14 protein-coding genes and 1 pseudogene are annotated in these 11,457 nt (G+C 64.5%); 10 read left to right on the top strand and 5 right to left on the bottom strand.

The annotated features are described in order from the left end of the window. A pseudogene (locus AC1DJT_RS27555) lies at nt 1–333 on the top strand (integrase core domain-containing protein); the annotation flags it as partial. 83 nt (nt 334–416) lie between these two features. On the opposite strand, the gene AC1DJT_RS27550 reads toward AC1DJT_RS27555, so the two are convergent. Further along, nucleotides 417–1,406 carry a quinone oxidoreductase family protein gene (locus AC1DJT_RS27550; protein ID WP_441507300.1) on the bottom strand — a complete coding sequence of 330 codons (990 nt, stop codon included), beginning with the start codon at nt 1,404–1,406 and terminating at the stop codon, nt 417–419. Nucleotides 1,407–1,506: 100 nt separating this feature from the next. Here AC1DJT_RS27550 and AC1DJT_RS27545 point away from each other — a divergent pair, with 100 nt between their 5' ends. Then, nucleotides 1,507–1,893: a winged helix-turn-helix transcriptional regulator gene (locus tag AC1DJT_RS27545; RefSeq protein WP_441507299.1), complete on the top strand. Its 387-nt coding sequence runs from the start codon at nt 1,507–1,509 to the stop codon at nt 1,891–1,893. Nucleotides 1,894–1,959: 66 nt separating this feature from the next. Here AC1DJT_RS27545 and AC1DJT_RS27540 read toward each other — a convergent pair whose 3' ends face one another. Beyond that, nucleotides 1,960–2,955 (bottom strand): 2-hydroxyacid dehydrogenase, encoded by a 996-nt coding sequence (locus AC1DJT_RS27540; protein WP_113517994.1) that lies wholly within the window; start codon nt 2,953–2,955, stop codon nt 1,960–1,962. A gap of 191 nt (nt 2,956–3,146) precedes the next feature. Between AC1DJT_RS27540 and AC1DJT_RS27535 the strand changes: the two genes are divergently transcribed. After that, nucleotides 3,147–3,692: an SH3 domain-containing protein gene (locus tag AC1DJT_RS27535; RefSeq protein ID WP_476835283.1), complete on the top strand. Its 546-nt coding sequence runs from the start codon at nt 3,147–3,149 to the stop codon at nt 3,690–3,692. A 12-nt stretch (nt 3,693–3,704) separates the two neighbouring features. On the opposite strand, the gene AC1DJT_RS27530 is transcribed toward AC1DJT_RS27535, so the two are convergent. Both AC1DJT_RS27530 and irrA read right to left on the bottom strand, forming a co-directional pair. Beyond that, nucleotides 3,705–4,484 (bottom strand): META domain-containing protein, encoded by a 780-nt coding sequence (locus AC1DJT_RS27530; protein WP_441507298.1) that lies wholly within the window; start codon nt 4,482–4,484, stop codon nt 3,705–3,707. Nucleotides 4,485–4,568: 84 nt separating this feature from the next. Next, nucleotides 4,569–5,033: an iron response transcriptional regulator IrrA gene (gene irrA, locus AC1DJT_RS27525; RefSeq protein WP_069877765.1), complete on the bottom strand. Its 465-nt coding sequence runs from the start codon at nt 5,031–5,033 to the stop codon at nt 4,569–4,571. A 171-nt stretch (nt 5,034–5,204) separates the two neighbouring features. Here irrA and AC1DJT_RS27520 point away from each other — a divergent pair, with 171 nt between their 5' ends. The 7 genes from AC1DJT_RS27520 to AC1DJT_RS27490 all read left to right on the top strand — a co-directional run bounded on the left by AC1DJT_RS27520 (nt 5,205) and on the right by AC1DJT_RS27490 (nt 10,724). Further along, a complete protein-coding gene (locus AC1DJT_RS27520) occupies nt 5,205–5,840 on the top strand; it encodes a LysE family translocator (RefSeq protein ID WP_476835282.1) in 636 nt (211 codons plus the stop codon). Nucleotides 5,841–5,981: 141 nt separating this feature from the next. Next, nucleotides 5,982–6,494 (top strand): 3-hydroxyacyl-[acyl-carrier-protein] dehydratase FabA, encoded by a 513-nt coding sequence (fabA, locus tag AC1DJT_RS27515; protein WP_043231524.1) that lies wholly within the window; start codon nt 5,982–5,984, stop codon nt 6,492–6,494. A gap of 118 nt (nt 6,495–6,612) precedes the next feature. Beyond that, nucleotides 6,613–7,839 (top strand): beta-ketoacyl-ACP synthase I, encoded by a 1,227-nt coding sequence (fabB, locus tag AC1DJT_RS27510; RefSeq protein ID WP_476835281.1) that lies wholly within the window; start codon nt 6,613–6,615, stop codon nt 7,837–7,839. A gap of 6 nt (nt 7,840–7,845) precedes the next feature. Next, the gene (locus AC1DJT_RS27505; RefSeq protein ID WP_069877763.1) at nt 7,846–8,118 is read left to right on the top strand and encodes a DUF3303 domain-containing protein; all 273 of its coding nucleotides are present in this window, start codon (nt 7,846–7,848) and stop codon (nt 8,116–8,118) included. An 81-nt stretch (nt 8,119–8,199) separates the two neighbouring features. Further along, nucleotides 8,200–9,033, top strand: coding sequence for an enoyl-ACP reductase FabI (fabI, locus tag AC1DJT_RS27500; RefSeq protein ID WP_476835280.1), 834 nt, complete (start codon nt 8,200–8,202; stop codon nt 9,031–9,033). Nucleotides 9,034–9,140: 107 nt separating this feature from the next. Continuing rightward, a complete protein-coding gene (locus AC1DJT_RS27495; protein ID WP_069877761.1) occupies nt 9,141–9,386 on the top strand; it encodes a DUF2188 domain-containing protein in 246 nt (81 codons plus the stop codon). A 252-nt stretch (nt 9,387–9,638) separates the two neighbouring features. After that, the gene (locus AC1DJT_RS27490; RefSeq protein ID WP_441507296.1) at nt 9,639–10,724 is read left to right on the top strand and encodes a Rieske 2Fe-2S domain-containing protein; all 1,086 of its coding nucleotides are present in this window, start codon (nt 9,639–9,641) and stop codon (nt 10,722–10,724) included. Between the two features lie 195 nt (nt 10,725–10,919). Here the strand turns inward: AC1DJT_RS27490 and AC1DJT_RS27485 are convergent. Beyond that, nucleotides 10,920–11,457 (bottom strand): adenine nucleotide alpha hydrolase family protein (locus AC1DJT_RS27485; RefSeq protein ID WP_476835279.1); only part of this gene is annotated, 538 nt, incomplete at its 5' end.

Genomic DNA, 11,457 nt, shown 5'->3' with positions numbered 1-11,457 from the left:
GGCCTCGGCGTCTCCGTCGCGCGCGTCATGACCGACAACGGCCCCTGCTACAAAGCCCATGCCTTCCGCCACGCCTGCCGCGAGCTCGGCCTGCGCCAGATCAGGACCAGGCCCTACACGCCCAGGACCAACGGCAAGGCCGAACGCTTCATCCAGACGGCGCTACGCGAATGGGCCTATGCCAGACCCTATCCCCACTCAGAGCGCAGAGCCGAAGAGCTGCCGCGCTGGCTCCATCATTACAATTGGCATCGCCCCCACGGCGGAATCCAGGCCAAGACACCCATCAGCAGACTCGCTCGCGACGAGGACAACCTGTTGACGCTCCACAGCGTGATCGACTCTCATAGTTTAGAGCATGCTTTATGCGAAAAACCGTTGCCACTTTTCGCGGCATGCTCTTGGCCTCGCTTCGCTCAGGGCACCAGCACGATCTTGCCGGCCGAACGCCGGCTTTCCAATGCTTCATGCGCCGCGGCCGCCTGCTCCAGGGGAAAGCTGCCGCCGGAAAGCACGGTGAGCTCGCCACGCTCGGCCAGGCCGAATAGCATGGCGAGGTCGGTTTTGACGTTCTCGGCGGTCAGTAGCGGCAGCAGGCTGAAACCGGCAAGCAATTGATTGCTGGAGATGAGCTTCTGCAACTGGGACATGTCCAGTCCAGCATCCCGGGTGTTCAGCGCTCCGAAGAGGACGATCCAGCCAGAGGGAGCGAGCAGCTCCAGACTTGTCACCGCAATCTTTCCGCCCGCTGATTCGTAGATGATGTCGGGCCCCGCGCCGCCGGTCGCGGCCTGGACCTGAACACCCCAATTGGGTTGCGTGTAATCGACGCCCGCATCGGCCCCGAGGTCCCGGGTGAGGGCGAGCTTGTCCTGCGAGCTTGCTGCCGCGATGACACGCTTCGCTCCTGCATGTTTGGCCATCTGCACGAGCAGGCTGCCGACGCCCCCTGCTGCGGCATTGATCAGGACTGTCTTGCCCGCAGGCTGTGCCTGTCGAAAGAGATGGAGGGCTGTCAGGCCCTGCACCATCAGGGCCGCGGCTGTCTCAAACGGAAGGCCCGGGGGGAGCGCAACGACGTGAGCCGCATCGGCTGCGACATATTCAGCGTAGCCGCCTGAGAAGATGCCGGCCGCGAAGAGCGGGACGGCGACCCGATCGCCGCGCTGAAAGCCGGAGGCCCCTTCGCCGAGAGTCTCGATCGTGCCGGCGATCTCGACGCCGGGGATCATGGGCAGAACGGGCGTCGCGCCATAGCGATCCTGCCTCTGTAGCGTCTCGAAGAAGTTGACCCCGGCTGCGCGGACGCGGATCAGCACCTCGCCGGGGCGGGGGAGCGGCTTCGCGACGTCGGTGGGTATGAGCATATCGGGGCCGCCGAAGCGGCTGATCTGGATGGCCTTCATGGGCGCCTCGCGACAGTGAATGATCCTGCCGGGCGTTCTGGGCTATGATGCGGTCCAACKACTACACACCGATTTGTCTCTTACAGACCGGAAGGTAACCATGGCCGATCCGATGAAGCGCCTGCCGGTACAGCCGGTCGAGCGCGCGCTGAAGGTGATTGCGGGACGCTGGAAGGCGATCATCCTCTACCAGCTCTTCGATCAGCCGAGGCGTCTCACGGAGTTGAAGAAGCAGATGCCGCGGATCAGCCAGAAGGTCCTGATCCAGCAATTGCGCGAGATGGAAGAGCATGGGCTCGTCCATCGCGAGATCCTTCAGCAAGTGCCGCCGCGCGTCGATTATTCCGTGACCGCACTCGGGCACAGCCTGGAGCCGATCATCCGGTCCCTATGCGACTGGGGACGCAAGCACGCGGCCGATCTCGACGATCTCGCCAGCCTGTCGGAATGCCGGCTTCCTCCGGCTGAGCGAGCTGCTGCAGCCTGACCTTGCCTTCAATTGGGTGGACCAAGCGGATCCTGGGGAGCTGTTCTGGCCCGATCGGGCCGTCGCCTACAGCATGCTCGGCAGCACGCGGTCCGGCGGCTTGTGACCATCCATGAAGGTCTTGATGTTGACGATGACCTTCTCACCCATATCGGCCCGGCCTTCATGCGTTGCCGAACCCATATGGGGCAGCACGACGATCTTGTGGCTGCGGGCCAGCTTGAGCAGGCGCGGGTTCACGGCGGGCTCGTGCTCGAACACGTCGAGACCGGCGCCGGAAAGTTCTCCCGCTTCCAGCATGCGCGCAAGCGCCGTCTCGTCGACGATTTCGCCGCGCGCCGTGTTCACAAGGATGGCGTCGGGCTTCATCAGCTTCAGACGGCGGGCCGAGAGCAGGTGATAGGTCGCCGGTGTGTGCGGGCAGTTGATCGAGACGATATCCATCCGCGCCAGCATCTGGTCGAGCGAATCCCAGTAGGTCGCGTCGAGTGCCTCCTCGATGCGCGCATCGACGCGCCGGCGGTTGTGATAATGGATCGAGAGGCCGAAGGCCGCGGCCCGCTTCGCCACCGCCTGGCCGATCCGGCCCATGCCGACAATGCCGAGGCGCTTRCCGGTGATGCGCCGGCCCAGCATCCAGGTCGGCGACCAGCCGCCCCACTCGTCGTCMGAGATGATGCGGGCGCCCTCCGAAATCCGTCGCGCCACGGCCAGGATGAGGGCGATCGTCATGTCGGCCGTGTCGTCGGTCAACACGCCTGGCGTGTTAGTCACGGTGATGCCGCGCTGCACGGCGCTGGCGACATCGATATTGTCGACGCCATTGCCGAAATTGGCGATCAGGCGCAACTGATCGCCAGCCTGGGCGATGATCCCGGCATCGATCCGGTCGGTCACGGTCGGAACCAGCACGTCAGCGGTCTTGACCGCCTCGACCAGCGCAGCCTGGCTCATCGGGGCGTCATCGATATTGAGACGGGCGTCGAACAGCTCGCGCATGCGCGTTTCGACGACGGCCGGCAGCTTGCGTGTGACCACGACCAGCGGCTTCTTCTTCGTCATTGACGGCTCCTCTCCCCGCAGCCCTGCGACAACGCCGCCGTTCCGCCTCAACCCGCCATTAACTAAGGCGTATCAGGAATGAGAACGACGTGTTCACGCGCTGGTTCGTGTCTAGAAGGCGGCGCGTCGGATGACAACATGACCCTTCGCCGGGTACCCGGACCATGGCGGAGCACGAACATGATGCGGAGATGGTGCGGATGAGCGGTCTGATGATGCGGAGCCTGGTTTTGGCGGCGGCAATGCTTGCAAATCTCGGCTCAGGCTCGGCTGTTCTCGCCCAGGACATKACGGCCGGTTCCGTGACCGGGCTGCCGATCCCGCGCTATGTCAGTCTGAAGTCGGACCGGGTCAATCTGCGCGAAGGCCCCTCCAAGGAGCATCGCACGAGCTGGGTGTTCCAGCGTGCGGGTCTGCCCGTCGAGATCACCGCCGAATTCGAGACCTGGCGCCGCGTGCGCGATGCCGACGGCTCGGAGGGCTGGGTGCTTCACAGCCTGCTCTCGGGGCGGCGCACGGCCCTTGTCGCCCCCTGGTCGAAGGTCAAGGACGAGGTCTTCACGCTCCATGCGAACGCCGACGCCGGATCGGCCGTGACCGCCCGTCTGCAGCCGGGCGTGATCGTCAATGTGGTGAACTGCGCGAATTCCTGGTGCCGCGTCGGCGTCGCCAAGATGAACGGCTATATCAAGCAGGAGCGTCTCTGGGGGGTCTACCCGAACGAGAAGGTCGACTGATCCCTTTACGCGCTACATCCTGGCGAGACGCATGATCGGCGAGCCGCCCGCATCCAGCAGGACGAGCTTGTCCTGGCGCTGGTCGATGCGCCAGCCGCGAGCGGCTTCCAGCGCTGCGAAGAACTTGCTTTCCTGATTCATCGCAGCCGGCGTGCAGGCCATGCGCGTGGAGGCGAGCGGGCCGAAGGCGATCTGGGGCCCGCTGATCTTAGCGCTGCCGCTCATGCGGTTGCAGCCGCCCGTGCCACTGACCTTGCCGTCCGCCGCGAGCTCAAGCACCGATTGCAGCCGGTCCATCACGCCGCCGCTGCGAATATCCTCGGCGAGCCAGCGCCCGACCGGCGTGGCTGGTCGCGGCGCTTCAGCCTGGTCGCGGGCGACATGTTCGACCCGGATCGTCGTGTCGTTGCGGCCGCCGTCGAAGACGGTGTGGCGGGTCGTGTTGATGAACAGCAGGCGCTCGCCGTCGGTGATGCGCGCCTGCAGGGCATAGGTCCAGCGCGGCTCGATCAGCGCGCGGTCGAAACGCAGCGTGTAACGGATCGGATTGCGGCGCGCCCGAAGGCGTGTCTCGGCAATCGTCTTGGCGGGCGCGTCGGCCAGCGAGACATCGAGCAGGCGGACCTCGACGATCGCCGTCCGTGGCAGCGCGATGCGCTCGCGGAAGAACACCGTTCCACGCAATGTCATCGGCGAGGCGATCGCGCTTCCGGCGGGAGTGACCAGCGCCAGGGCCACGAGGCCGGTCAGACTGCGGCGGGAGATCAGGGCCTTGCTCGGCTCATTGGTCACGCATGGTCTCCTGGCGACGCAACAATGCCCGCGCAGAGGGCTCGCAGCATAGGCATCCTGTGAGTGAAGGCTGGACGCGTTGYGTCAGCCGGCGATCTTGCGCAAACGCACGACGACATCGACGCGAGCGATTTCGTAACCTGTCGGAGGCTCCGGCAGAGCAGCGACGTCGACCGCCGAGGCTGGAATATCGATCACCGTATTCTCGCCATCGACCACGAAATGATGGTGGTCGCTATTGTCTGTGTCGAAAAAGGTCTTGGCGCCGTCGATTGCGAGCTCGCGCAGCAGGCCGGCCTGGGTAAACTGGTGCAGCGTATTGTAGACGGTCGCAAGCGACACCGGCACGCGCGCCTTCATCGCTTCCTCATAGAGCATCTCGGCGTTGACGTGCCGGTCGCCCTTGGCGAACAGCAGCCAACCGAGCGAAACGCGCTGCCGTGTCGGACGAAGCCCGACGCGGCGCAGCCGCTGGCGTACGTCATGGAACGGACAGCCCTGCCGATCGCTCGATCCGTAGCCCTGGTTCTGGGAGATCAGATCGCTCATGCGCAGGCTCGGTCCTTCTGGTTTGCAGTGATCGGCGTGCCGCGATGATGCGGCGCCTAGTTTAGATGAGATGTAAGGCCTTGCTTTCGCCCTCGCAAGCTTCCGCCAGCCTCCTGACAGGATTCGGGTGCCTCTCCACGCATGATCGCGGCTGATGGTTCGGAGGCTGCCATGTCCGAGACCGTACATCTCTGGCTCTTCTTCAGTCTGGTTTTCGGTATCGTCATCGTGCCGGGCATGGATATGGCTTTCGTGCTGGCGAACGCGCTCGCCGGTGGGCGCCGCTCTGGCCTCTATGCGACGGCGGGAGTGATCGCGGCCGGCATCTGCCATGTCGTGGTGGGTGTCCTGGGCGTGAGTGCGGTGCTTCGGCTCGTGCCGATGGCCTTCGACGTCATGCTGCTGCTGGGCTCGGCCTATATCGCCTGGATCGGCMTTGCATTGCTGCGCGGAGGCGCATCCTTCGCGCCGGTCCTGGAGACGCGGCGTTGCAATAGCTGGACAGCGTTCCGGCAGGGGGCCTTGACCAATCTGCTGAATCCGAAAGCCTATCTCTTCATGCTGGCCGTCTTCCCGCAGTTCCTGAGGCCGGAGGCGGGCGCGATCTGGTTGCAGGCCGCGATCCTGAGTCTGATCATCGCCGGGACGCAGTTTGCGGTCTACGGCTCGCTCGCACTCGCTGCGGCAGGCAGCCGCACCGTGCTTGCGGGCAACCGCCAGGCAACCATGCTGGTTGGTCGTGCGGTCGGTGCGTTGCTTGTTCTGGTGGCCGCCATGACGGCCTGGCAAGGCTTGCGCAGCCTGTGATCGCCGATCTTTCGGGCGGAAGACCCGGGTTGCGCCCTTTCGTTTCGGCGCAGGCCCGTGTTACGCACGGCTCCGAGAGCACATGACCATCGCCAATGCCGGATAGGGCTTGGCCAAACGGTCGATACGGAGCGGGGCAGTATGGAGCGTCAGTCGTCATTCAGCTACGAGGAGATCCTCAGCTGCGGTCGCGGGGAACTTTTCGGACCTGGTAATGCGCAGTTGCCGCTGCCGCCGATGCTGATGTTCGATCGCATCACCGAGATCGCCGAGAATGGTGGTCCTCATGGCAAGGGCTTCGTGCGCGCCGAATTCGATGTCCGGCCGGATCTTTGGTTCTTCGATTGCCATTTCAAGGGCGATCCGGTGATGCCGGGCTGCCTCGGGCTCGATGCGCTCTGGCAGCTCACCGGCTTCTTCCTCGGCTGGCTCGGGCTGCCGGGCCGGGGCAGGGCACTTGGCGTCGGMGAGGTGAAATTCGCGGACCAGGTCCTGCCCAGCGTCAAGCAGGTCGTCTACGGCGTCGAATTCAAGCGGGTCTTCAAGTCCAAGCTTGTGCTCGGCATCGCCGACGGCTGGCTGGAGGCGGATGGCAAGCGAATCTATACGGTCTCAGATATGCGCGTTGGCTTGTTCAAGCCTGAAGGCGCCTGAGTAAAACCGCGCACCGGCCTTGCGCTCGCCGTCTGAGCGGTCCATCTGCGCGTGATTGAGAAGATAGACCGGACCTCCGCGAGGTCCGGTCCGTGACGAGAAAGCCGGAGAAACGAGCATGAGACGCGTTGTGGTCACAGGGATGGGCATTGTCTCGTCCATCGGCAACAATACGCAGGAAGTGCTGTCCTCGCTGCACGAGGCCAAATCCGGCATCGCCTTCATGCCAGAATTTGCGGAACATGGTTTCCGCAGCCGCGTCGGCGGCGCTCCGACACTCGACGCCGCCAGCGTGGTCKACCGTCGCGCCATGCGCTTCCATGGCGGCGGTTCCGCCTGGAACCATGTTGCCATGGAGCAGGCGATTGCGGATGCCGGCCTCGAGGCCGGCGAGATCAGCCATGAGCGGACCGGCATCGTCATGGGCTCGGGCGGTCCCTCGACCCGCGCCCTGATCGACGCCTATGACAAGGCCCGCGAAAGCGGATCGTCGAAGAAGGTCGGCCCGTTTGCGGTGCCCAAGGGCATGTCCTCGACCGCGTCGGCTACGCTTGCGACCTGGTTCAAGATCAAGGGCGTGAACTACTCGATCTCCTCGGCCTGCGCGACGTCGAACCACTGCATCGGCAATGCCTATGAGCTGATCCAGTGGGGCAAGCAGGATGTGATCTTCGCTGGTGGCTGCGAGGAACTGGACTGGACGCTCTCCGTCCTGTTCGACGCTATGGGCGCCATGTCGACCAATTTCAACGAGACGCCGTCACGGGCGTCGCGCGCCTATGACGTCAGGCGCGACGGCTTCGTCATCGCCGGCGGGGCCGGCGTGGTGGTGCTTGAGGAACTGGAACACGCCAAGGCGCGCGGCGCACGCATCTATGGCGAGATCGTCGGCTATGGCGCGACGTCGGACGGTTACGACATGGTGGCCCCCTCCGGTGAGGGCGCGGTGCGCTGCATGAGGATGGCTCTGCAGGGCGTGAAGGCCAAGGTCGACTACATCAACCCTCACGGCACCTCGACCCCGGTCGGCGATGCCAAGGAGATCGAGGCGATCCGCGAGGTCTTCGGCGCCGGCGAGAAGAGCCCGCCGATCTCGGCGACAAAGTCGCTGACCGGCCATTCGCTGGGTGCGACCGGCGTTCAGGAGGCGATCTATTCGCTCCTGATGCTCAACAACGATTTCATTTGCGAAAGCGCCCATATCGAGGAGCTCGATCCCGCCTTTGCCGACATGCCGATCGTGCGCAAGCGCATCGACAATGCCGGCCTTGGTTGCGTGCTCTCGAATTCCTTCGGCTTCGGCGGAACGAATGCGACCATCGTGATGAAGCGGCTGGAGGTCTGAGCCTCCATGCTGTTCATGGTCATCGAGCATTTCGACCAGGCGCGGGTGAAGGACATCTATCGTCGCTTCCACGAGCGTGGCCGCATGATGCCCGATGGCCTGCGCTATGTGGACAGCTGGATCCAGGCAGACCTGGCGCGTTGCTTCCAGGTGATGGAATGCGACGATGTCGCGGTGCTGCAGGAATGGGTGCTGGAATGGAGCGATCTCGCGCGCTTCGAGATCGTGCCGCTGGCATCATCCAAGGCGACGGCCGCAGCCATCGCCAAGCATCTGTAGCAAGAGCCAAGCCTACCCGCCTGATCCAGTCTTACTTCCTGTTGCTTAAGTACCCTTCCAAGACCCGAATAGAGTCATCCCATGCTCCCCTTGATGCATAACAAGCGCGGCCTCGTCATGGGCGTCGCCAACCAGAATTCCATCGCCTGGGGCATTGCGCGGACCCTCCACGCCCATGGCGCCGAGATGRCCTTCACCTATCAGGGCGAAGCGCTCGGCAAGCGCGTGAAGCCGCTGGCGGAGAGCATCGGATCGAAGCTGGTCCTGCCTTGCGATGTCGAGGATATCGCAAGCGTCGATGGCGCCTTCGCTGCGATCGACGAGGCCTGGGGTGGGGATCCCGAGCGCAACACGCTCGATTTCATCGTTCACGCCATCGGCTTCTCCGACAAGAACGAGCTCAAGGGCCTCTATGCCGACACCAGCCGCGAGAATTTCTCGCGCACCATGGTGATCTCCTGCTTCTCCTTCACGGAAGCCGCCAAGCGCGCCGCCGAGCGCATGCCCAGAGGCGGCAGCATGATCACGCTGACCTATGGCGGATCGACGCGGGTGATGCCGAACTACAATGTGATGGGTGTGGCCAAGGCGGCGCTCGAGGCGAGCATGCGCTATCTCGCCGCCGATTTCGGTCCGCGCGGCATCCGCGTCAACGCACTCTCGCCCGGGCCGGTGCGCACGCTTGCCGGCGCCGGCATTTCGGATGCGCGCGCCATGTATTCATGGCAGCGGGCCAATTCGCCCTTGCGCAAGTCGGTGACGCTCGAGGAGATCGGTGGCTCGGCGTTGTACTACCTCTCGGATCTGTCGGGCGGCGTGACCGGCGACGTTCATCATGTCGATGCCGGCTATCACGTCACCTCGATGCCGGTGCTCGAAGGTTTGCGCGCGGCTGATAGCGGTAACGGCGAGTAGCCGAAGCCGATTTGGGTCTTCATCATCGGGCCGGCTCGGACTATCTTCGAGGCGGTGGAACCCGAGGGGCGTCCGGCGGTTCCGCTTGTGATCCTCGGAGGACGGCCATGGTCATGGTGAAGTACGAGATCGTCGAGCACGATGGCGGCTGGGCCTACAAGGTCGGCGGTGCGCTATCCGAGACCTTCCGGTCGCATGACGCCGCGCTCAAGGCGGCCAACAAGGCCGCTGCCCGCCAGAAGCGACCAGGCGTCACCGACGGCATCGTCTATCAGGATGCCCGGGGTGATTGGCACGAGGAGCTCGCGCAGGGCAGCGATCGGCCCCATACCTGGATCGTCGACAAGCCGTGACGAAGCTCGGCCACTTCATCTGCGCGGCCTAGGTCACCTGTGCTTGCATCGGCTTTTCCCGAAAACCGCAATCCACTTTTTGGGCCGATGCTCTAGCTGCGCCGGCGCGAGTGCCCTTGGGAGCATCCGAACCGGCACCCCGAGCGCGACAGTGCGTTTCGAGACCAGCCTGCAATGCACCGGCAATCCCCAGGTCGACCTTGAGCCTGAGCCGCCAGCCTTCGGCGCGGCATAGGATACCCAAGGTCCCGAATGACAGTTTCAGTGATCCCGCCGATCGATGCTGTGGCGCAGGCGGTGCCGGCGGCCAGCGAGTTTCGCGAGCCGCCACGCGAAGCCTGGTACTGCGCCAAGAGCAAGGGACGACTTGCTCCCGGCGCCCGCGAGAGCGTGACGATCCTTGGCGAACAGATCGTGATCGGTCGCAGGCGCAGCGGTGAAGTCTTCGCTTTGCGTGATCGTTGCCCGCATCGGGGCGCGCCGCTATCGCAAGGACAATTCGACGGGGTGGCTCTCACATGTCCCTTCCATGGCTGGCGCTTCGGCACGGACGGACAGTGCCTGGCAATGCCGACCCTGGTTCATGATGATGCGACGGATCCCGGACAGGTCAGGGTCCAGGGCTTTCCGGTGCGAGAGGCGGACGGCATCATCTGGGTCTATCTGGGCTCGCAGCCGGCCGAGGCCCCGCCGGTTCCCGAGCTGATGCTGCAGCGCGTACCGCGGTGCCGCGTGTCCGTTTCCGTGCTGGTCGAGGCCTCCTACGATCTATGCGTGCTCAGCCTGATCGATCCTGGCCATGTCGGCTACGTCCATAATTCCTGGTGGTGGCGGCCAACCGCGACGGCGCGGGAGAAGACCAAGGACTTCGCCCCTCTGCCATTTGGCTTCCGGATGACGGCCCATAGGGCAGCGGCGAACTCCAGGGGCTATCGGTTGCTCGGCCGGCCGCAGACCGAAGTGGATTTCCTGTTGCCGGGACAACGGATCGAGCGGATCACCGTGGGCAACCGTACCATCGTGAACGCGACCTTCGCGACGCCGATCGATGCGAAGCGGACGCTGCTGACGAATGTGCTGCTCTCCGACCTGCCGCAACTGGTGCCGCTGGCCCTGCCGATCCGCTGGGCCGCCCGGGCCTTTCTGCGTCAGGACCAGGATATCCTGGAACTTGCCCAGCAGGGTCTCGAGCGCAAGCCGACAATGCTGCTGATGGGTCAGGCCGACCGGCTGGCGCAATGGTATTTCCGGCTGAAGCGTGACTATGCCGCGGCCCGGCGCACGGGCGTGGCATTTCAGAACACGCTGGCACCCGAGCGTTTGCGCTGGCGCACCTGACGCTGTTGCAAGCCTCGTTGATCAGGGCCGGGACGCTCGGCCCGGCCGCTGACTGATCAAGACTATCGGCGCCTCGCTCTGATCGGGCTCAGCCAGCCTGATCGGTTTCGCGCGCGACCGAGCCGTTCTCTTTCATCGCGCGGTCCGGTCCGCGCTGCAGCGGTGAACGCCGCAGCGCGTGAGGGACAAGCCCGATCAGAGACCGAGCTTCTTCTTGCGCTGGCCGAGTGTCCGCAGGCGCAGCGCGTTCAGGCGGATGAAGCCCGCCGCGTCGCGGTGATCATAGGCGACTGCGCCCTCCTCGAAGGTCACCAGATCCTGGTCGTAGAGCGAATAGGGGCTGGAGCGGCCGACAACGTGGACGCCGCCCTTGTACAGCTTCAGGCGAACCTGGCCGGCGACGAATTCCTGGCTCTTGTCGATCAGCGCCTGCAGCATCTCGCGCTCAGGCGAGAACCAGAAGCCATTATAGATCAGCTCCGCATATTTCGGCATGATCTCGTCCTTGAGATGGGCCGCKCCCCGGTCGAGCGTGATCGACTCGATCGCCCGGTGCGCCGCGTGCAGGATCGTGCCGCCGGGCGTCTCATACATGCCGCGCGACTTCATGCCGACGAAGCGGTTCTCGACGAGATCGAGGCGGCCGATGCCGTTGTCGCGGCCGAGATCGTTCAATTTCGCCAGGAGCGTGGCGGGTGAAAGCGAGACGCCGTCGATGGCGACCGCATCACCC

It is taken from the genome of Allobosea sp. 05T422_2 (genome assembly GCF_056396265.1).
The sequence above is the reverse complement of the archived record's forward strand: the minus strand, read 5'-3'. Positions and strand labels throughout refer to the sequence as shown.

Bases quoted from the DNA above. Each gene is read 5' to 3' on its own strand.
- irrA (WP_069877765.1), bottom strand. From the start codon at position 5,033: ATGAGCGATCTGATCTCCCAGAACCAGGGCTACGGATCGAGCGATCGG.
- AC1DJT_RS27505 (WP_069877763.1), top strand. From the start codon at position 7,846: ATGCTGTTCATGGTCATCGAGCATTTCGACCAGGCGCGGGTGAAGGAC.
- AC1DJT_RS27545 (WP_441507299.1), top strand. From the start codon at position 1,507: ATGGCCGATCCGATGAAGCGCCTGCCGGTACAGCCGGTCGAGCGCGCG.
- AC1DJT_RS27495 (WP_069877761.1), top strand. From the start codon at position 9,141: ATGGTCATGGTGAAGTACGAGATCGTCGAGCACGATGGCGGCTGGGCC.
- AC1DJT_RS27490 (WP_441507296.1), top strand. From the start codon at position 9,639: ATGACAGTTTCAGTGATCCCGCCGATCGATGCTGTGGCGCAGGCGGTG.
- AC1DJT_RS27550 (WP_441507300.1), bottom strand. From the start codon at position 1,406: ATGAAGGCCATCCAGATCAGCCGCTTCGGCGGCCCCGATATGCTCATA.